At 73.9% G+C, this 20,041-nt stretch carries 18 protein-coding genes; 9 read left to right on the top strand and 9 right to left on the bottom strand.

Going from position 1 to position 20,041, the window contains the following annotated elements; translation table 11 throughout:
- Positions 1 to 47: 47 nt before the first annotated feature.
- Positions 48 to 1,844 (bottom strand): AMP-dependent synthetase/ligase, encoded by a 1,797-nt coding sequence (locus OHA86_RS28355; RefSeq protein ID WP_329179711.1) that lies wholly within the window; start codon positions 1,842 to 1,844, stop codon positions 48 to 50.
- 230 nt (positions 1,845 to 2,074) lie between these two features.
- Here OHA86_RS28355 and OHA86_RS28350 point away from each other — a divergent pair, with 230 nt between their 5' ends.
- From OHA86_RS28350 to OHA86_RS28325, 6 genes are all read left to right on the top strand, one after another.
- Positions 2,075 to 2,836, top strand: a complete 762-nt coding sequence (locus OHA86_RS28350) for a metallophosphoesterase family protein (protein ID WP_329179709.1) — start codon at positions 2,075 to 2,077, stop codon at positions 2,834 to 2,836.
- A 107-nt stretch (positions 2,837 to 2,943) separates the two neighbouring features.
- A complete protein-coding gene (locus OHA86_RS28345) occupies positions 2,944 to 3,426 on the top strand; it encodes an SRPBCC family protein (RefSeq protein ID WP_329179708.1) in 483 nt (160 codons plus the stop codon).
- Positions 3,426 to 4,583 carry an ArsA family ATPase gene (locus OHA86_RS28340; RefSeq protein WP_329179706.1) on the top strand — a complete coding sequence of 386 codons (1,158 nt, stop codon included), beginning with the start codon at positions 3,426 to 3,428 and terminating at the stop codon, positions 4,581 to 4,583. The genes OHA86_RS28345 and OHA86_RS28340 overlap by 1 nt, the downstream gene beginning before the upstream one ends.
- Positions 4,584 to 4,662: 79 nt before the next feature.
- On the top strand, positions 4,663 to 5,061 hold the full coding sequence (locus tag OHA86_RS28335; protein WP_329179704.1) for a DUF5304 family protein: 399 nt from the start codon (positions 4,663 to 4,665) through the stop codon (positions 5,059 to 5,061).
- Between the two features lie 54 nt (positions 5,062 to 5,115).
- On the top strand, positions 5,116 to 6,057 hold the full coding sequence (locus OHA86_RS28330) for an ROK family glucokinase (RefSeq protein ID WP_329179703.1): 942 nt from the start codon (positions 5,116 to 5,118) through the stop codon (positions 6,055 to 6,057).
- A 3-nt stretch (positions 6,058 to 6,060) separates the two neighbouring features.
- Positions 6,061 to 6,807, top strand: coding sequence for an endonuclease/exonuclease/phosphatase family protein (locus OHA86_RS28325; RefSeq protein ID WP_329179701.1), 747 nt, complete (start codon positions 6,061 to 6,063; stop codon positions 6,805 to 6,807).
- Between the two features lie 83 nt (positions 6,808 to 6,890).
- Here OHA86_RS28325 and OHA86_RS28320 read toward each other — a convergent pair whose 3' ends face one another.
- Positions 6,891 to 8,021 carry a glycosyltransferase family 4 protein gene (locus tag OHA86_RS28320; RefSeq protein ID WP_329179699.1) on the bottom strand — a complete coding sequence of 377 codons (1,131 nt, stop codon included), beginning with the start codon at positions 8,019 to 8,021 and terminating at the stop codon, positions 6,891 to 6,893.
- A gap of 75 nt (positions 8,022 to 8,096) precedes the next feature.
- Between OHA86_RS28320 and OHA86_RS28315 the strand changes: the two genes are divergently transcribed.
- Complete coding sequence (locus OHA86_RS28315) at positions 8,097 to 9,362, top strand: glycosyltransferase 87 family protein (protein ID WP_443071906.1); 1,266 nt, start codon at positions 8,097 to 8,099, stop codon at positions 9,360 to 9,362.
- Between the two features lie 440 nt (positions 9,363 to 9,802).
- Here the strand turns inward: OHA86_RS28315 and OHA86_RS28310 are convergent, their stop codons facing one another.
- The 6 genes from OHA86_RS28310 to OHA86_RS28285 all read right to left on the bottom strand — a co-directional run bounded on the left by OHA86_RS28310 (position 9,803) and on the right by OHA86_RS28285 (position 16,858).
- A complete protein-coding gene (locus OHA86_RS28310; RefSeq protein ID WP_329179697.1) occupies positions 9,803 to 11,047 on the bottom strand; it encodes a M48 family metalloprotease in 1,245 nt (414 codons plus the stop codon).
- Positions 11,044 to 12,309, bottom strand: coding sequence for a hypothetical protein (locus OHA86_RS28305; RefSeq protein ID WP_329179696.1), 1,266 nt, complete (start codon positions 12,307 to 12,309; stop codon positions 11,044 to 11,046). The genes OHA86_RS28310 and OHA86_RS28305 overlap by 4 nt, the downstream gene beginning before the upstream one ends.
- Positions 12,310 to 12,416: 107 nt before the next feature.
- Positions 12,417 to 13,469, bottom strand: coding sequence for a C40 family peptidase (locus tag OHA86_RS28300; protein ID WP_329179694.1), 1,053 nt, complete (start codon positions 13,467 to 13,469; stop codon positions 12,417 to 12,419).
- 157 nt (positions 13,470 to 13,626) lie between these two features.
- Positions 13,627 to 14,667, bottom strand: a complete 1,041-nt coding sequence (locus tag OHA86_RS28295) for a C40 family peptidase (RefSeq protein WP_329179692.1) — start codon at positions 14,665 to 14,667, stop codon at positions 13,627 to 13,629.
- 352 nt (positions 14,668 to 15,019) lie between these two features.
- Positions 15,020 to 16,330, bottom strand: a complete 1,311-nt coding sequence (locus OHA86_RS28290) for an NYN domain-containing protein (protein ID WP_329182586.1) — start codon at positions 16,328 to 16,330, stop codon at positions 15,020 to 15,022.
- A gap of 237 nt (positions 16,331 to 16,567) precedes the next feature.
- Complete coding sequence (locus OHA86_RS28285) at positions 16,568 to 16,858, bottom strand: hypothetical protein (protein WP_329179690.1); 291 nt, start codon at positions 16,856 to 16,858, stop codon at positions 16,568 to 16,570.
- Between the two features lie 128 nt (positions 16,859 to 16,986).
- Between OHA86_RS28285 and OHA86_RS28280 the strand changes: the two genes are divergently transcribed.
- Both OHA86_RS28280 and OHA86_RS28275 read left to right on the top strand, forming a co-directional pair.
- A complete protein-coding gene (locus tag OHA86_RS28280) occupies positions 16,987 to 17,769 on the top strand; it encodes a rhomboid family intramembrane serine protease (RefSeq protein ID WP_329179688.1) in 783 nt (260 codons plus the stop codon).
- Positions 17,766 to 18,047, top strand: coding sequence for an Lrp/AsnC family transcriptional regulator (locus OHA86_RS28275; protein WP_329179686.1), 282 nt, complete (start codon positions 17,766 to 17,768; stop codon positions 18,045 to 18,047). Before OHA86_RS28280 ends, OHA86_RS28275 begins: the two co-directional genes overlap by 4 nt.
- A 428-nt stretch (positions 18,048 to 18,475) precedes the next feature.
- Here OHA86_RS28275 and OHA86_RS28270 read toward each other — a convergent pair whose 3' ends face one another.
- Positions 18,476 to 19,885, bottom strand: a complete 1,410-nt coding sequence (locus OHA86_RS28270) for an aminotransferase class V-fold PLP-dependent enzyme (RefSeq protein WP_329179684.1) — start codon at positions 19,883 to 19,885, stop codon at positions 18,476 to 18,478.
- Positions 19,886 to 20,041: the final 156 nt, after the last annotated feature.

Below are 20,041 nucleotides of genomic sequence, written 5' to 3'. Positions count from 1 at the left end.
TCGGCGAAGTTCGGCGCCTGGACTCGGCGGGTGTCCGGCGCCCCGGCTCAGCGGGTGTACAGCGCCTCGACGTCGGCCGCGAACCGGGTGAGGACGACGCCGCGCTTGAGCTTGAGCGACGGCGTCAGCAGGCCGGACTCCTCGGTGAACTGCGCCGGCAGGATGCGGAACTTGCGCACCGACTCGGCCTGCGAGACCGCCGCGTTGCCCTCGTCCACCGCGTGCTGGACGGCGGCCAGCAGGTCGGGGTCGGCGGCCAGGTCCGCCACCGTACGGCCGGACTTGCCGTGCTGGGCGGCCCATTGGGGCAGGAATTCCTCGTCCAGGGTGATCAGCGCGGCCACGAAGGGGCGGGCGTCGCCGACGACCATGCACTCGGCGATCAGCGCGTCGGCCCTGATCCGGTCCTCGATCACCGCGGGGGCGACGTTCTTGCCGCCGGCAGTGACGATGATCTCCTTCTTGCGGCCGGTGATGGACAGATAGCCCTCTTCGTCCAGCGCGCCGATGTCGCCGGTGTGGAACCAGCCGTCGGCCATGGCCTCGGCGGTGGCCGTCTCGTTGTTCCAGTAGCCGGTGAAGAGGTGCTCGCCGTAGAGCAGGACCTCGCCGTCGTCGGCGATCCGGATCGTGGAGCCGGGCAGCGGCTGGCCCACCGTGCCGATCTTGGGCCGGTCCCAGGGGTTGAAGGCGGTGGCCCCGCAGGACTCGGTGAGGCCGTAGCCCTCCAGGACGGTGAAGCCGATACCGCGGTAGAAGTGGCCGAGGCGTTCGCCGAGCGGGGCGCCGCCGGAGATGGCGTGGGTGGCCCGGCCGCCGAGCACCGCCCGCAGCTTGGCGTAGACGAGCCGGTCGAAGACCTTGTGGGTCAGCCGCAGCCGCATCGAGGGGCCGGCCGGGGTGTCGAGGGCGCGGCTGTAGTCGACGGCGGTGGCGGCGGCCCGGTCGAAGACCTTTCCCTTGCCGCCGGCCTGCGCGGTGGCCCTGGCGGTGTTGTAGACCTTCTCGAAGACCCGCGGCACCCCGAGGATCAGGGTGGGCCGGAACTCCTGGAGGTCGTCGGTGAGGCGCTTGATGTCGGCGACATGGCCGAGCCGGACCGGCGCCATCACACAGCCGACCTCGATCAGCCGCCCGAGGACGTGCGCCAGCGGCAGGAAGAGCAGCACCGAGGACTCGCCGGTGCGGAAGAGCGGGGCGAGGCGTTCCAGCACATTGCCGCACTCGGCGAAGAAGCCGCGGTGGCTGAGCACGCAGCCCTTGGGGCGGCCGGTGGTGCCCGAGGTGTAGACGATGGTCGCGGGCGAGTCGGCGTTCGCGGCGGCCCCGCGCTCGTCCAGCACCGCGTCGGAGATGTCGCCGCCGGCCGCGACGAGCGCGTCGACCGCGCCGGTGTCGATCCGCCAGACGTGCTTGAGCTGCGGCAGCCGCTCGCGCACGGATTCCACGGACCGCTCGTGCGGGTCGGACTCCACCACGACCGCGACCGCGCCGGAGTCGGCGAGGATCCATTCGAGCTGGGAGGCCGACGACGTCTCGTAGACCGGCACGGTGACCGCGCCCGCGCTCCAGACCGCGAAGTCCAGCAGCGTCCACTCGTAGCGGGTCCTGGACATCAGCGCGACCCGGTCGCCGGGCTGCACGCCCTCGGCGATCAGCCCGCGGGCCGCGGCCCGGACCTCGGCGAGGAAGCGGGTCGCGGTGATGTCCTCCCAGTGCCCGGCGGCGTCCTTGCGGCCGATGACCGCGGTGTCCGGGTGCTGGGCGGCGTTGCGTCGGATCAGATCCGTCAGATTGCCGTCGGCGGGGACCTCGTACAGGGCCGGAAGGCTGAACTCACGCAAGGCGGCTGCTCCTCATCGGTGCCACGGCGCACCCGGAGGGAAGGTGATGGACGGGCTGGACGTTACCCATCGGTAATGCTCCGGCGGTAGAGGGGCACCACAGATGTTTTAAGCATCACACATCGGGCGCAGCGGGGGCACCGATGCCCGGAAGAGTAGACCAGACGGTGCCGGATCCACAGGTGCCCCGCCAGCGGAACACCCCGCGTACGGCGCTATAAAGTGACGGCATGCGGGTGCATGTGGTGAGCGACGTCCATGGTGCGACCGAGGCGCTGGCCCGGGCAGGACAGGGTGCCGACGCACTGGTCTGTCTGGGCGACCTGGTGCTCTTCCTGGACTACGCCGACCACTCGCGGGGCATCTTCCCCGACCTCTTCGGCGTCGAGAACGCCGACCGGATGGTCGAGCTGCGCACCGCCCGCCGCTTCGACGACGCCCGCAGGCTCGACGCGGAGCTGTGGTCGGGGCTCGACCGGCGGCGCGCGATCGAGAGCGCGGTACGCAAGCAGTACGCCGGACTCTTCGCCGCCTTCCCCACCCCGACCTACGCCACCTACGGCAATGTCGACGTCCCCGCCCTGTGGCCGGAGTACGCGGGGCCCGGCACCACCGTGCTGGACGGCGCCACCGCGGAGATCGGCGGCCGGACCTTCGGCTTCGTCGGCGGCGGCCTGCGCACCGCGATGCGGACGCCCTACGAGATCAGCGACGAGGACTACGCGGCCAAGGTCGCCGCCCTCGGACCGGTCGACGTGCTGTGCTCGCACATCCCGCCGGCCATTCCCGAGCTGTGCTACGACACCACCGCCCGCCGCTTCGAGCGCGGCAGCGAGGCGCTGCTCGACGCGATCCGCGCCGCGCAGCCGAAGTACGCCCTCTTCGGCCATGTCCACCAGCCGCTGGTCGCCCGTACCAGGATCGGCCGTACCGAGTGCGTCAACGTCGGCCACTTCAACCACACCCGCACCCCGTGGGTACTGGAGTGGTGAGGCGGGCGGCAGACCGGATCCGGCATGATGACGGGCCTGCGACCTGGGCGCGATAGCCTCTCAGCACACTCCCAGCAGCTGCACCAGTAGTCCGGAGGCCCACGGCGATGGCGGAACACACACGGTCGAGCATCACGGTCGAGGCGGCCCCAGACGCTGTCATGGGCGTCATCGCCGACTTCGACCGCTACCCGGAGTGGACCGGCGAGGTCAAGGAGGCCGAGGTGCTCTCCCGCGACGCCGAGGGCCGCGCCCAGCAGGTGCGGCTGCTGCTCGACGCCGGCGCGATCAAGGACGACCACACCCTGGCGTACACCTGGATCAGCGCCGACGAGGTGCGCTGGTCGCTGGTGAAGTCCCAGATGCTGCGCACGCTCGACGGCTCCTACGCGCTCGCCGCGCTGGACGGCGGCCGGCGTACCGAGGTCACCTACCAGCTCACCGTGGACGTCAAGATCCCGATGCTCGGCATGATCAAGCGCAAGGCCGAGAAGGTCATCATCGACCGGGCGCTCGCCGGGCTGAAGAAGCGGGTCGAGGCCGCGCCGGGCGGCGTCGCGGGCGAGGCCGACGCCGAGACCGCGGGCTGATGCCGGCGGCCCGCGCGCGCACCCTGCTGTTCACCGGCTCCGGCGGCGCCGGCCGTACGGCGGTCGCCGCCGCCACGGCCGCCGCGGCGGCCCGGGCCGGCACCCGGACCCTGCTGCTGACCTTCGACCGGGACGCCGCCGCCGCGCTGGCCGGCGCCGTCCCCGGGCTCGGCGTCGCCTCCGTCGACCCGGGCGCCGCCTTCGAGGACGCGCTGCTCGACCTGCAGAGCCGCGGCGGCACCCTGCTGACGCTGCTGGGCGCCGCGCCGCTGGACCCGGAGGAGCTGACGCCGCTGCCCGGCGCGGAGGCGCTGGCGCTGCTGCGGGCGATGCGCGCGGCCCACGACGGTACGTGGGAGCTGGCCGTCGTCGATCTGCCGCCGGTGCGCGAGGCGGTGGCGCTGCTCGCCCTGCCGGGCCAACTGCGGCGCTATCTGGCGCGGTTGCTGCCCGCCGACCGGCAGGCGGCCCGCGCGCTGCGGCCGGTGCTCGCCCAGCTGGCCGGGGTGCCGATGCCCACCGAGTGGGCGTACGAGGCGGCGGCCCGCGCCGACCGCGAACTGGCCGCCGTCCAGGCGGTGGTGGAGGACCCGGGCACCTCGGTGGCGGTCGTGGTGGAACCCGGCGCCCACGGGGCCGGCGTGCTGCGCACCGCGCGGACCGGGCTCGCGCTGCACGGCCTGGGACCGGCGGCGGTCGTCGCCAACCGGCTGCTGCCGACCGGCACGGCCGACCCCTTCCTCGGCAGCCTGTCCGGGATCCAGCAGGACCACCTCAAGGCGCTGGCCGAGGTCTGCGCGGCGGACGGCACGGCCCTGTACGAACTGCCGCACCTGGGGCGGGAGCCACGGCTGCCCGAGGAGGCGCTCGCGGTGCCGTACGAGGCCGCCGCGGCGGCCGGCGGTGATCCCTGGACGGTGGAGGACCGGCTCGGGGACGAGGGGTACTTCCTGTGGTCGCTGCCGCTGCCCGGGGCCACCAAGGACGGGCTCGACCTGGTGCGGCGCGGCGACGAACTCGTCGTGGACGCGGGGGGTTTCCGGCGGATCCTGCCGCTGCCCTCGGCGCTGCGGCGCTGCGCGGTGGACGGGGCCGCGCTGCGCGAGGGCGCCCTGCGGGTGCGCTTCACCCCCGATCCCGGACTCTGGCCGCGCTGACCGGCCCTCGGCGCCGACCGTTCAGGTACCGTCGAAGGAGCCGGCGTACCCGACAGCAGCGCCCCGTTTGGAGCCGATCATGAGCGAAGCCACCGACCGTCCCGACGCCGACGCCTGGGCGAAGGCCAGCGCCGAGGACATCGCAGCAGAGCACGCCAGGCGGCGCGAGCAGTCGGGCCAGGGCAGCGCCGCCGAGGAGTTGCGGCGCTTCGCCGAGGCGGTCGGCGACGCTGTGGGTGACCGGCTGGGCGCGCTGCGCAACCCCGCGGTGCAACTGGCCGCGCAGGGCGTCCTGTCCCAGGTGCGTTCCGTTGTCGAACCCATCAAGGAGCGGAATCCCGACGTCTTCGACCACCTGACCGCCGCCGGGGCCGAATTGCTGGCGGCATACCGGTCCGCAGTGGCAGGAGCGGAATCCCGCTGGACCTCGGGCGACGGGTCCTCGCGTTCAACCGCTGAACACATCGACCTCGACTGACCCCCTCTCCGGTACGGTTCTCTTAGCGGGGATCGACCGAAAACTGAGGGACACATGGGACTCACCATCGGCGTCGACATCGGCGGCACCAAAATCGCGGCCGGAGTGGTCGACGAGGAAGGCTCGATTCTTGAGACCGTCAAGGTGCCGACGCCGCCGACTCCCGAAGGCGTTGTGGACGCGATCGTGGAGGCGGTGCGCCAGGTCAGCACCGGTCACACGATCGAGGCCGTCGGCATCGGCGCCGCCGGCTACGTCGACGACAAGCGTGCCACCGTGCTGTTCGCGCCCAATATCAACTGGCGGCACGAGGCACTCAAGGACAAGGTCGAGCAGCGCGTCGGGCTGCCTGTCGTCGTGGAGAACGACGCGAACGCGGCGGCCTGGGGAGAGTACCGCTTCGGTGCCGGGCAGGGTCACTCGGATGTGATCTGCATCACGCTCGGCACCGGGCTCGGGGGCGGCATCATCATCGGCAATAAGCTGCGCCGCGGCAGGTTCGGCGTCGCCGCCGAATTCGGCCACATCCGCGTGGTGCCCGACGGGCTGCTGTGCGGCTGCGGCAGCCAGGGCTGCTGGGAGCAGTACGCCTCCGGGCGCGCCCTGGTCCGCTACGCCAAGCAGCGGGCCAACGCCACCCCGGAGAACGCGGAGACGCTGCTCGCGCTGGGCGACGGGACCGTGGAAGGCATCGAGGGGCGGCACATCAGCGCCGCCGCCCGGCAGGGCGACCCGGTCGCCGTGGACTCCTTCCGCGAACTGGCCCGCTGGGCCGGTGCGGGGCTCGCCGATCTGGCGTCGCTCTTCGACCCGTCCGCCTTCATCGTCGGCGGCGGCGTGTCGGACGAGGGCGAACTCGTCCTCGACCCGATCCGCAAGTCCTTCCGGCGCTGGCTGATCGGCGGGGAGTGGCGGCCGCACGCCCAGGTGCTCGCCGCCAGGCTCGGCGGCAAGGCGGGGCTGGTCGGCGCTGCCGACCTGGCACGACAGGGCTGAGAGATGACCGTGGAGGATCTGCCGGGTTCCACCACCGAGCCGGGCTCGGCGGTCGTCCGCGTGCTCAGTTACAACATCCGCTCCATGCGGGACGATACGGCGGCGCTGGCCCGGGTGATCCGTGCCTGCGCCCCCGACCTCGTCCTGGTCCAAGAGGCACCGCGGTTCTTCCGATGGCGTAAGGCCGCGGCCCGCCTCGCCCACGCCACCGGCCTGGTCCATGTGACCGGTGGCGCCACCGCGGCAGGGCCGATGGTCCTGTCCTCGCTGCGTGCGCATGTCGAACGCACCGAGGACGTGCTGCTGCCGCACCATCCACCGTTGCACCAGCGCGGGTTCGCCACCGCCGTCCTGCGGATCGGTGGCGCCCGGCTCGGCGTGATCAGCACCCATCTCAGCCTCAGCCCGGCCGAGCGCTACGACCAGGCCGGGCTGCTGCTGGACCGGGTGGCCGCGATGGGCGTGGCGAACGTGGTGGTCGGCGGCGACTTCAACGAGCCGCCCGACCGCCCCGGCTTCGCCCGTATCGCCGACCACCTCCAGGACGGCTTCGCCGTCGCCCCCTGGGGCGGCGAGGTCACCAATGTGCGGGCGCCCTTCCAGCGGATCGACGCGGTCTTCACGACCAAGCCGGTCGAGGTGCTGGGCTGCGGGGTGCCGCACTCGGTCCCCGGCGTCACCCACACCGACCTGCACGCGGCCACCGACCACCTGCCGGTGCTGGCCGCGCTCCGTATCCCGACGGTCTGACCGCCGCCGGCCGCCGGCCGTATACCGACGAGCCGGCCGGCGCCCGTAACCCGGCGGCCCGAACCGGTCGGCGGGGGCGGGCGTCAGAGCAGGCCGCGCAGCCGCCCGGCCAGCAGGTCCCAGCGCCAGGACTCCTCGACCCAGGTCCGGCCGCGCTCGCCCATCCGGCGGCGCAGGTCGGGGTCGCGGAGCAGGGTCAGGATGCGGTCCGCGGACTGCTCGGGCGAGCCGCCGCGTACGACCCAGCCGGTCTCGCCGTCCAGCACCGCGTCGGGGGCGCCGCCGGAGTCGCCCGCGACGACCGGCAGACCGGTGGCCGACGCCTCCAGGTAGACGATGCCGAGGCCCTCGACGTCCAGGCCGCCGCGGCGGGTCCTGCACGGCATCGCGAAGACGTCGCCCGCGCCGAAGTGCGCGGGCAGCTCGGCCGCGGGCACCGGCCCGGTGAAGCGCACCGCCCCCGCGACTCCGGTGCGCTCGGCGAGCGCCTCCAGCTCCCTGCGGTACGGGCCGCCGCCGACGATCAGCAGCGCCGTGTCGGGCTTCTCCCGCAGGATCCGCGGCATCGCCAGGATCAGCGTGTCCTGGCCCTTGCGCGGCACCAGCCGCGACACGCACACCACGACCGGGCGGTCCGCGAGGCCGAGCCTGGCCCTGACGACGGCGCCGCCGGAACCGGGGTGGAAGGTCTTCTCGTCGACGCCGGGCGGCAGTTGGACCATACGGGCCGCGGCCGGCCCGGTCAGCGCCGAGGCGATACGGGAACGGGTGTAGTCACCCAGATACGTCAGGGTGTCGGTGCCCTCGCCGATCCTGCGCAGCAACTGGCGGCTCGCGGGCAGCTGCGCCCAGGCCGCCTCGTGGCCGTGCGTGGTGCCGACCAGCCGCAGCGCGCCCGCCTTGCGCAGCTCGGGCGCCATCAGGCCCAGCGGGGCCGCCGCCCCGAACCACACCGACGAGCAGCCGTGCTGCCGCAGCAGCCGGACCGCGGTCCGCGTCACCCTCGGCGTCGGCAGCAGCATCTTCGTACGGTCCCTGACCACCGGGAAGGGCTGCTCGGCGTCGAACCGCGCCACTTCCGTGCCGTCCTTCCACGTCGAGGCGTAGACGACGACCCGGTCCGGGTCCAGGCGCAGGGCCATGCTGTGCACGAAGGACTGGATGCCGCCCTGGCGCGGCGGGAAGTCATTGGTGACGATCAAGGTCTTATCCATCGCCGCCGAGATTACTCCGGCGCCGCCGCCCGCCGCGCGCGTCCCTCCCGGCAGCGGGGCGCCGCGGGCCGCAAGATGCAAGACGTGACATATCCGCATGTGAGCGGCCGGGTCCTGGTGGTCGCCGGGTGGGCGCTCAGCCGGGCGGCCCTGCTGGTCTTCGTGTTCGAACTCGTCCACTTCCCCGGCCAGGGCGTCGTCCACGACGTGTCCGGGGTCTACCAGCGCTGGTATCCGACGCTGCGCCACGGCTCCTTCCCCGCGCACGACGTGACCTGGCAGTATCCGCCCGGCGCGGCGGCCGTCCTGGTCGCGCCGGGCGCGGTGCCCTTCCTGCGCTATCCCGCGGCCTTCTTCTGGCTGGCCTTCCTCGCCGACGCCGCCGTCCTCACCGCGCTGCTGCGCGACGCCGCGCGCGACTCCTGGCGGCTCGACGGCGTATGGGTGTGGGTGGCCGGCATCCCGCTGCTCGGGCCGATCGTCTACGCCCGCTACGACATCATGGCCACCGCGGTCGGCGTCGCCGCGCTGCTGGCGCTGCGCCGCCGCCCGGCCCTCGGCGGGCTGCTGGCCGGGGCCGGCGCGCTCATCAAGGTGTGGCCGCTGCTGCTGCTGATCGGCACGCGGCCAGGACGCGGCACCCGCCGCGCCTGGCTGTCGGCCGGCGCGGCCGTGGGCGGCGGGTCGCTGCTCTTCTGCGCCACCATGCCGGGGGCCTTCTCCTTCCTCACCTTCCAGCGCGACCGCGGCACCGAGGTCGAGTCGCTCGGCGGGGTGGTCCTCCACCTGGCCAGGCACGCCGGCTGGCGGGGCCGTACCGCGCTCCACTACGGCTCGGTGGAATTCCTCGGCCCGCACGTGCGGCTGGTCAGCGCGGGGGCGCTCGCGCTGAGCGTGCTGGCCCTGTGCTGGCTGCTGCTCTGGCGGCTGCGGGCGCGGGTCTTCACGGCGGCGACACCTTACGACGCCGGGTTCGCGGCGGTCCTCGTCTTCACCGCCACGAGCCGGGTGATCAGCCCGCAGTATCTGGTGTGGCTGATCGGGGTCGGGGCGGTCTGCCTGACCGTGCGGGAGAGTGCGGTGCGGGGGGCGGTGCTCCTGCTGCTGCCGGCGGCGGTGCTCACGACGCTGGAATTCCCGGTGTTCTTTCCGGATGTCGTCCGCAGTGACCTGCTGGGCGTCGCCCTTGTCCTCACCCGCAACGCCCTCCTGGCTGCCGCCGCCGTTCTGGCCTTCCACCGCATCCGGCTCGCCGCCGCGGCCCCCCTCGACCCGAGCCGTGCGGTGGCCCGCGGCCTTTCCCGTCCCCGTGGCGACCCGCACAATTCCCCGCACGTCTGAGGGGGTTCCCCCTCGGGGTGCGTACTCACCGCCTGCGCCGCCGCGGCTGATAGGGGGTTGCCCCTTGCGCCGGCGTTCACAGTCCGGGCTCGCCCCCTGCCGCCGAGGGCAAGCGAGCTTTTCAGGGGCGCGAGGAACCGCGCGCCCAGCCACAACGCACCGCCCTACGAGGGCGGACGACCACCACCCCAGGGGCGCGAAGGACTGCGCGCCCAACCACGACGCACCGCAAGGTGCAACGCCACCGCAAGAGGCACCCCCCAGGGGCGCGAGGAACTGCGCGACCAGCCACGACGCACCGCACGTGCGACAGGCCACCGCAAGTGGCACCCCACCCCAAGGCCGCGGGCCACCGCAAGTGGCACCCCACCCCAAGGCCGCGGGCCACCGCAAGACCGCAGGCAATCGCGCGGGCACGCCGCACGGAACCCCCCGCGGGGTCAGCGAGTGGCTCGGGCCAGGGCGATGCGCTCGGCGGGAGTCGGATGCGTGCCGAAGAGCACGTGGAGGACCCGCGGCGGCGCCGGCTCACCGACGTTGGCGACGGTGAGCCGCCGCTGCATGGCGATGAACTCGGCCGGGTCCCCCGTAAGGGCAAGCGCGTGGCGGTCGGCCCGCCGCTCCACCCGGCGGCTGATCGCGCAGCCCAGCGGCCCGCCGAGCGCCCCGCCGACCGCGGCGACCGCGGCGAGCAGCCACGCCGACCGCGGGTCGGCGAAACGGTCGGCGCCGGCCAGATCGAGCAGCGGCCCCCAGCTGACGACCGCCGCCAGCACGCACACCCCCGCGGCCGCGCCCACCGCGCCGAGCGCGGTCCCGCGGGCGACGTCGCGGTGTACGACGTGCCCGAGTTCGTGCGCGACCACGAGTTCCACCTCCCGCGGCTCCGCCGTGCTCAGCAGCGTGTCGTAGACGACGATGCGCCGGGTCCTGCCGAAGCCGGAGACGTACGCGTTGAGCGCCGTGGTGCGCCGCGACGCGTCGGCGACCAGGACGTCCCGTACGGTGACGCCGTCGCGGGCGGCCAGCGCGAGCAGGGCGTCGCGCAGCGGTCCCGCGGCCATCGGCGTGAAGCGGTTGAAGAGCGGCTCGAAGAGCACGGGCGCCACCCAGGACAGGGCGACGGTGAGAGCCGCGGCGCCGAGCGCGGCCCAGGCCCACCACCAGCGGGTGACGCCGGCCAGGGCGTAGACGGCGAAGAGGGCGCCCGCGACCAGCGGCAGCGAGATGAGCAGGCCGCGCAGCACGTCCACCGCCCAGCCGCCCCAGCCCTGGGTCACCAGGCCGAAGCGGGCCCGTACGACCCGGCTGCGGGCCGCGAAGGGCAGCGACAGGAGCTGGGGCAGCAGGACGAGGCTGACGGCCCCTGCGGCGACCCGTGCGGCCCACGCACCGCCGAAGGCTGTGACCAGCCCGGCACCCGCGGACGTCAGGCCGAGCGCGAGCAGCAGCGCGAGCCCCGCCGCCCGCCCGGCCAGCGCGACGGGCCAGACCCCCCGCCGCAATTCCCGCGCCCGCGCAATGTGCTCGGGCGTGAAGTCCCCGCCGCCAGGCGCCGCCGCGTCACCGCCCCGCGTATCCTCGGGCCGCCCGGCCGACCGCGCCCCGCCGGTCCGCTCGGGCGTGAGGTCGCCGCCAGGCGCCGCCCCGCCGTCCTGCGGCGCGTCCTCGGGCCGCCCTGTCATCCCAGCTCCTGCTGTACGTAGGTGCGCCAGCGCGCGGTGAAGTCGGTCAGGGACAGGTGCAGGTGGGTGCGCAGCACCGAGTCCAGGGTCGCGCCGGTGCCGGCCGCGCGGTAGAGGGCCGTCAGCTGGTCGGGGGACCACTCGTCGGCGACCAGGCGGCTGGCGAGCCAGCCGCCCTCGTAGGCCTGGGCCAGGTCGGTGGAGGTGGGGCGGAAGTCCGCGGCGGTGGGCAGGGCCGCGGGGATGTGGCCCGCCGTGACGTCCTGGGCCAGCTCCGGGGCGATCTCCGGGGCGGTGCGGCCGGACTCGCGGTAGGCGACCCAGTCGGCGAAGCCCTCGGAGAGCCACAGCGGGGTGTGCGCGGTGGTGGCCAGCCGGGTGGCGACATGGGTGGTCTCGTGGGTGAGCACCGCCTGCCGCCCGAAGGCGGACAGCTCGCCGAAGGCGGCCGGGTTGACGATCACCCGGTCGGCGGGGGCCTGCGCGCTGCCGCCCAGCTCTCCGGTGGTGACCGCGGCGATGCCCTTGTAGTCGTCGGGGTCCGCGGCCAGCAGCGCGCCGAGCTGGTCGAGGGTGCGCGGCGCCTCGATGACGACGGTGCCGGGCCAGCCGGCGGTGCCCCAGGCATGCTGCACCTGCGGCACCGCCCGGTCGGCGTCGGCCGCGTAGCCGCGCAGCGTCTTGGTGTCGCCCAGGCCCAGCACCAGGCTGTGCGTGCCGTGCACCGCGGTCACCTTGCCCTGGTCCCACAGCTGTACGGCGCTGCGGTGGCCGGCGGACGCCCCGTCGTCGTCGGCGGCGACGTACCAGTGCCCGGCGCGCTGGGTGAGGGTCAGGTAGGAGGTGGAGACCACCGGCTCGGCGTCGTAGCCGCTGAGCCGGTAGCGCAGCTGGACCTCGGCGGCGGTCCTGCGGGTGCCGCCGGTGCCGGCCATCGGCGGGAGCGGGAAGGCGTCGGTGCGGACCAGGCGGTAGGACCAGTCGGCGAGCGGCACCTGCGCGAGGTTGCCGAACACCTGCCGCTGGGCGGCCAGGAAGCGGGTGGCGTGCGGGTCGACCCCGGCGAGGAAGGCCTGCTGGTCGTGCTGCCGCACCGCTGCCGCGCGCCGGTCGAGCAGCTGCTGCACGGCGGGGTCGGCGGCGGGCCGCGCGGGCTTGTGCGCGGCTCCCCCGCAGCCGGTCAGCCCGGCGAGCAGCCCGAGCAGGACGAGGAGGGCGGGCACGGCGCCGGCCGTCGAGCGTCGTGGGTGCACCGCGGTCATGGGGCCGATCGTACGGCCCGCCCCCGCCCCCCGGTCACCGCACCGGCCGCCCATGGCGGGGAGGGCGCCAGGAGCGGCGCCAGGACCGCGTACGCCGCCGCCGGCGCCTACGGCCGGGTCACCGCCGTGATCGGCATCATGCCCACCGGGTCGTAGCGGACCCGGGCCCCCGGGTAGGGGGCGTGGATGACCCGGCCGCCGCCGACGTACATGGCGACGTGGCTGGCGTCGCCGCGGTAGATGATCAGGTCGCCGGGGCGTGCCTGGTCGAGGAGGACGCGGCGGCCGGCGTTCATCTGCTGCTGGGACGTCCGCGGCAGTGCCACGCCCGCGCGGCCGTAGGCGTACTGCATCAGGCCCGAGCAGTCGAAGGAGTGCGGGCCCGACGCCCCCCAGACGTAGGGCGAGCCGAGGGCCTGGCGGGCGGCGGCGACCGCGAGGGCGGCGCGGGCCGAGGCGGCGGGCAGGTCGGCGAGGCCGGGCAGCAGGGCGCGGTCGCGGGAGGCGCGGTCGCCCATGCCGGGCACGAAGCCGGCCTGCCAGCCGGCGGGCAGGGTGTGCAGCAGGTGCTGGGCGGTGGCGAGCGCGTGCTGCACCGCGGCCTTGCGCTGCCGCAGCTCCGCGCTGGTCTGGCCCAGCTCGGCGAGCTTGCCCGCCGCCTGGGTGCGCTGCCCGCTCAGCGTCCTTTCCGCGTCCTGGAGTTCGCGCAGCTGCCCGGCCTGCCGGGAGCCCAGCCGGTCCAGGGCTGCGGCGCGGTCCAGGGAGTCCTGGGGGTTGTCGGAGAGCAGCAGCGCGAGTGACGGGTCGAGGGCGCCGCCGCGGTATTGCTCGGCGGCCAGCACGCCGAGTTCGCCGCGCAGTTCGTTGACCCGCTGCTGGCCCCGGGCCGCCCGCTCCTGGAGCGTGGCGAGGTCGGCGCGCAACTGCTTGGCGCGCTCCTGGGCGGCGTCGTACTTCTCGGTGGCCTGCTCGGCCTGCTGGTAGAGCCGGTCGAGCCGGGTCCCGGTGTCCTGGCCCGCGGCGGCCGAGGGGTCCGCCGCCGCGATCTGGGCGGTGCCGCCGGACAGTGCCGCGGTGGCCGCGGCCGCCGCGGACAGCACGGTGACCCGGGTGGTACGGACGGCCAGGCCAGGCTGCGGTGCGCGTCGATGGGATGCCACAGCAGCCGACAGTAGCCAGCCGGGCACTCACCGCACAAAGACGCCGTCACCCGTACGTCTGACCGGTCGGGGGCTGAGCCGCAGGTCACCGGGCCGACACCGGGCGCCGGGCAGGATCAGGCACCACCCGAACGCCGTACTCTCCCGCGACGGAACGTCAGATGCGGACGCCGAACTGGAAGGGCATGTTGCCGATCGACTCGTAGCGGACGACCGCGCCGGGCTTGGGGGCGTGCAGCACCATGCCGTTGCCGGCGTAGAAGCCGACGTGGTGGTAGTCGCCGTAGAAGATGACCAGGTCGCCGACCGAGAGCTTGGACTCGGAGTAGATCCGGGTACCGGCGCTCGCCTGCTCCTCCGCGGTCCTGGGTATGGTGACCCCGGCCTGGCGGTAGGCCCAGGAGGTCAGGCCCGAGCAGTCGAAGGTGTTGGGGCCCGAGGCGCCGTAGACGTACGACTTGCCGAGCTTGCCCTGCGCGTAGGCGAAGGCCGAAGCGGCGCGGGCGGTGGCGGGCTTGGCGTCGCCGAGGTCCACGCGGTCGGTGGAGCGGTTCGCGCGGGCGTCGTCGTTGGCCAGCTGCTGGCGCTGCGCCGCGGTGAGCGAGTTGAGGATCGCCTGCGCCTGGGCCAGCTTGGTCTTGGCCTCGTTCTTGCGCTGGCCCAGCTCGGTCCTGGTGGCCTGGAGTTCGGCGAGCTTGGCGGTGGCCTCGGCGCGCTCCTGGTCCAGGGTCCGCTTGGCGTCCTGGAGTTGCTGCAGGGCGCTGCTCTGGAGCGAGCTGATCTGGTCGAGCGCGGTGGCCTGGTCCAGGTAGCTGTCCGGGTTGGAGGACAGGAAGAGCTGGAGCGACGGGTCGATTCCGCCGCCGCGGTATTGCGAGGCCGCGATCGTGCCGAGGCTGTCGCGCAGCGTGTTGAGGTGCTCCTGCTGCCGCGCCACCTGGTCCTGCAAGGTGCTGGCCTCGGTCTGCAGGGACTTGAGCTTCTCGTTGGCCCCGTTGTACTTCTCGGTGGCCTGCTCGGCCTGCGAGTACAGCGTGTCCACCTGGGCCTTGGCGTCCTTGACCGAGGTGGGCTTGCTGGGCTTCGCGGGGGCGGCGCTGGCCGCCTGGGCGGAGAGCGCGACCGCTGCTGCGGCGGTCGCGGTGAGCACGGTCACGCGCGTGCGGCTTGCCGGCTTGGGACGACGGTGGGACGCCACGAAGGCGAGCTCCTTCTTCCTTCAGCCGCCTACCGGTTGACGACTGGCGGGCGGCCCCCGACGCGCCACCCGGATTGGATGATCGACTGCGCGGAGGTTCGAGGCCTGACCTTAGTGACCTTTCTGTGATCGGTTCAAATCCTTGAAGGCAAAATCTCGACCGGTTAGCGTTTTCTTTACATGCTTCATACGCGCAGTGATGAGCATTCGACGCAGAGTGCGCACTGGTGCACTAGTGAAAGCCTGGAGCCTTCGAACGGCCGGAAAAGCAGTTGCCGGGGCAGGCGGGTTCGGTCCCGCGGGTGAGCCGGGCCACCCGGCCCGCGCGTCGACCCCGCGATCCGGCCCGGCGTCAGACCCGCGCGAGCCGGCGCAGCAGCAGCGTCGAGGCGACCGGGCGGGCACCGGCCTTGGCGACCCCGTCGGCCACCTCGCGGTCGGCGGAGACCACCACGATCTGCCGGCCGGGCGGTTCGGCCCGCACCAGCCGCCTGATCAGTTCGTCGGCGGTCTCACCGGCCTTGCTGAACAGCACCCGCACCCCGCGCGGCGGCGCGAGCAGCACCGGCATGTCCAGGTCGGCGCCGTCGAAGACGCACGTCACCTCGGCGCCGCTCTGCGCGGCGAGCGCCGCGAGCCCGCCCAGCAGCCGCAGCCGCTGCTTCTCCAACGGCATGGCCGGATAACCGGTCTTGGTCACGTTGTAGCCGTCGACCACCAGATGCGCCTGCGGCAGCGCGAGCAGTTGGTCGAGCAGCGCCGGATCGGTCTCGGACAGCGCGCGGGTGGCGATGTCGCGGGCGCTGAACGTACCGGGCGCCACCGCGTCCACGGTGTCCGCGGGGCGTACCGCCATGGTGTCCCGCGGCGGCAGGGCGAGTTCGCGGCGCAGCCCGGACGCCGCGTCGAGCACCGTGTCGAGCAGCAGGCGCAGCCGTACGTCCTCGATGCTGCGCCCCTCGCGGGCGGCCTTGCGCCCGGTCTCGATGACGGCCTCCGCCTCCGCGAGCCGGGTACGCAGCCGGCGCGCCTCGGCGTCGGCTGCGGCCTTGTCGTGGGCGGCGGCGGCCCGCAACTCCTCCACCTCCGCCTGGAGTCTGCGCTGCGCGGCCTCGGCCCGCTTGACGTCGCTGAGGGCGCTGCGCAGCTTGCGGTGCAGCGCGTCGCCCTCCCTGCGCACCGACTCCAGCTCGGCCCTGGCCCGGATCGCGTCGGCCCTGCCGTGCTCGTGCAGCGCGTCCACCTCGGCGCGCAGTGCGGCCAGTTCGCGCAGCGTCTCCTCGTCGGCCCGCTCCGCGTCGGCCCGTTGGGCCTCCTCGCCCGCGGTCGCGACCAGCTTGGCCCAGCCCGCCGGGCGCAGCAGGTACGCGGCGGCGGCCACGTCCAGCGGATCGGCGGCGGGCGGCGGGGTGCCGCCCTCCAGCGCGCCCGCCAGCTCCGCCTGGGACTCGCGCAGCCGGCCCGCGACCCGCTGCCGGAAGGCGGGGTCGTGCTCCAGGGCCGAGGCCAGTGCGGTCCCGGCGTACTTCACCCGCCGGGTGGGGGTGAAACGGGCGTACGGGCGCAGCGAGACCGGCAGTTCCTGGTACGTGAACCCGCCGAAGGCCTCCGCGGCGATGGCGACGACCCGGTGGCGTACGCCCTCGGGCAGCGGCCGGTCCAGGGCAGGCTCGACGCCGGCGCCTTCCGGGGCCTCGTCACCCGGGTCGCCGGAGTCGGCGGACCCGGCCGCGGCAGGGGGGCCGGCGGACTCCTCCGCCGCGGCACCGCTTGCCCCGGCATGCGGAAAACCGCCGATACCGTCCACCAGTCACTCCCGTCCGGTTCCTCGGCGTCCTCCCGGCCCCCTTCGATCCCTCCGGCCCGCCGCCCTGCTGCTTCCATTGTCCCCGCCCGGCGCTCAGCCCGACGCGGAACCGCTCCCGGCGGCGCTTTCCGTACTGCTGTTCCCATCGGCACCCGCGCTCGGGCGGTCCACCAGTTCGATCCGGTCCACCGCGTTGCACCAGCGGCAGCGCACCGACTCGACGGTCTCGGCCAGCACCTCGGTCTCCTCGACCGACGGCTCACCGCCGAGGTCCAGGTGCACGTACTCCACGACCCGCGAGGAGCGCGTCACGTCGAAACGGGTCAGATTTCCGCACAGAGTGCAGCGCCACCGCGTCGTCGCGGTCGGCAGGGGAACCGGCATCGCAGGTACCTCTTCCGCTGGTGATTGCTCGGGGAGCGTGCGTCCCGGTCACCCTAAGGCCTCGGAGGTGCGGCGCGCTGCGGCGAGGCGGCCTATGCCCGTTAAGCCCGCTGCGTCATGATCGGTCCATGCTCATCCCGGTGTACGACAAGAACCCGGTCCGCCGTACGCCGGTCGTCACGTACGGGCTGATCGCCGTGTGCACCGCCGTCTTCCTGCTCGGCCCGCTGTCCGGCTTCACCCCCGTCTACGGCAGCGGGCACCGGCTGGCCTGCGAGCAGGCGCTGTACTTCGACCGCTGGGGAGTGATCCCCGCCGAGCTCTTCCACGGCCGGCTGTCACCGGGCGACCTCGGCCTGCCCGCCGGGTGCGGCCCGCAGGGGGCTTACGCCAAGGTGCCGGTCGTGTCCGTCGTCACCTCGATGTTCCTGCACGGCAGCTGGCTGCACCTGATCGGCAACATGCTCTTCCTGTACGTCTTCGGCGACAACGTCGAGAACCGCATGGGCCGGGTGCGCTTCGCGCTCTTCTACCTGGTCGCGGGCTGCCTGGCCACCTACGGCTTCGCCCTCGCGCACGCCGATGGCACGCAGGCGCTGGTCGGGGCGTCGGGGGCGATCTCCGGGGCGCTCGGGGCGTACCTCTACCTCTATCCCAGGGCCCGGGTGACCAGCGTCTTCCCCTTCCTCTTCTTCATCCCGCTGCGCTTCCCCGCGTGGATGGTGCTCGGCTTCTGGTTCGTGCTGCAGTGGTTCGCCGCGCAGACCGCGGCGGGCGGCCCCGGGGTGGCCTACCTGGCCCACGTGGTGGGCTTCGCCTTCGGCTTCTGCTGGGCGTGGGCCTGCTACCGGCCCCGGTCTAAGCTGGGCGTCGTTGCCGGGACGACCACCCAAGGAGACGTTCACTCGTGATCACCGCGATCGTGCTCATCAAGACCACCGTGGACCGGATCCCGGAGATCGCCGAGGCGATCGCCGCGCTCGACAATGTCAGCGAGGTCTACTCGGTGACCGGTACGTACGACTTGGTCGCGCTGGTGCGGGTGGCCCGGCATGACGACCTGGCGGACATCATCCCGGGCCGGATCAGCAAGATTCCCGGGGTCCAGGTGACGGATACGCACGTGGCCTTCCGTACGTATTCGCAGCACGACCTTGAGGCGGCGTTTGCGATCGGCCTCGACGCCTAGCCCCTCCGGGGCGGGTTTTCCCCAGGGGCTGCCCTTTGCGGCAGGGGCGGGCCCCCATCCGGGCGCGGGTGGCACCGGGCCGGTGGGGCTGTTGCTGTCGCGTCCGGACCACCGGCCGGTGGGTGGTTGCTCGCGCCGTTCCCCGCGCCCCTGGTGGGCACCCCCCGCGGCAGGGGCGGGTCCACCCGCGCGCGGGTCGGCACCGGCCCAAAGGGCCTCTTCGGTCCGTACCGGACCACCGGCCGGTGGCGGGTTGCTCGCGCCGTTCCCCGCGCCCCTGGTGGGCACCCCCCGCGGCAGGGGCGGGTCCACCCGCGCGCGGGTCGGCACCGACCCAAAGGGGCTCTTCGGCCCGTACCGGACCGGTGGTGGGTTGCTCGCGGTGTTCCCCGCGTCCCTGGTGGGCGCCACCTGTCGGGGCCTCGGGGCTAGGACTGGGTGGGGACGCAGCGGCCGGCTTCGGTGTGGTAGGTCCAGGCGGCGCCGTCGCGGACGAGGGTGGCGACCGCGCGGGTGAAGCGGCGGATGTGCTCGGCCGGCGTGCCCACGCCGAAGCTGACGCGGACCGCGTTGAAGGAGGGGTGGCCGGGCGCGGAGTCGGGGGAACCGCAGGCACCCGGGTCCTCCGCCTCGCCCCCGAGCAGGTGCCGCACCAGCGGATGCGCGCAGAAGAGCCCGTCCCGCACCCCGATGCCGTATTCCGCGGAGAGCGCCGCGGCCAGGTGCGAGCTGTTCCAGCCCTGGACGACGAAGGTCAGCACCCCGACCCGGTCGGACTCCTCGCCGAAGAGCGACAGCACCCGCACCTCGGGAATCTCGGCGAGGCCCTCCCGCAGCAGGCCGAGCAGCCGGCGCTCGTGGTCGACCAGCCGGTCGAAACCGGTCTCGGCGAGCGCCTTGCACGCCGCCGCGACGGCGTACGCGCCGATGACGTTGGGCGACCCCGCCTCGTGCCGCGCGGCAGGCGCGCCGTGCCACTCGGCGTCGAGCTGCCCGTCGGCCCGCCGGACCACCGTACGGGTGGCGCCGCCGCCCGCGAGGTAGGGCTCGGCGTCGCGCAGCCAGTCCGGCCGCCCGGCGAGCACCCCGGCGCCGAAGGGCGCGTAGAGCTTGTGACCGGAGAAGGCGACCCAGTCGACGTCGAGTTCGGCGACGTTCACGGCCCGGTGCGGCACCAGTTGCGCGGCGTCCAGCACGATACGGGCGCCGTGCCGGTGCGCGGCGGCGGCCAGTCGGCGTACCGGCCACACCTCGCCGGTCACGTTCGACGCGCCGGTGACACACACCAGCTTGGGTCCCTTGGGCGCACCGTGCAGCGCCACGTCGAGTGCGGCGACCGCCTGTTCCGGCGTACGGGGCGCGTCGAGACAGGTGACCCGCGCGCCCTTCGCCCGCTGCCAGGGCAGCAGCGCCGCGTGGTGCTCGGTCTCGAAGACGAAGATCTGGGTGCCTTCGGGCAGCGCCGCGGCCAGCAGGTTCAGCGAGTCGGTGGTGGAACGGGTGAAGATCACCTGGTCGGTGGGCCGGCAGCCGAGGAAGCCGGCGACGGTGGCCCGGCTCTGCTCGAAGAGTTCGGTGGACAGCTGCGACAGATACCCGGCGCCGCGGTGCACGCTGCCGTAGTAGGGGGCGTACGCGGCCACGTCGTCCCACACCCGCTGGAGCGCGGGCGCGCTGGCGGCGTAGTCGAGGGCGGCGTAGGTGACTTCGCCGCCGGTGACCAGCGGGACGGAGACGTCCCGGCCGAGCACGGGCAGCGGCGGGGCGGGAATGTCGCAGGTGTCGGCGGCGGGAACGGTCGTACAGGCGGCGGCGGAAACGGCGGCGGAAACAGTCATGGCAGGCTCCTGGCACGAAGGCAGACGACAGCGCCGTGCGCCTGTGCGGGGCGCGACGGTATGTCGGACGGCAGCGGACGGAAGATGGACCGGTGCACTACGGCACCGCGGTACGGCGGAACCGGGGCCGAAGGCCCTATCGCATTCGCTTGCGCA

The sequence above is a fragment of the Streptomyces sp. NBC_01477 genome (genome assembly GCF_036227245.1).
Classification (GTDB): Bacteria; Actinomycetota; Actinomycetes; order Streptomycetales; family Streptomycetaceae; genus Actinacidiphila.
The sequence above is the reverse complement of the archived record's forward strand: the minus strand, read 5'-3'. Positions and strand labels throughout refer to the sequence as shown.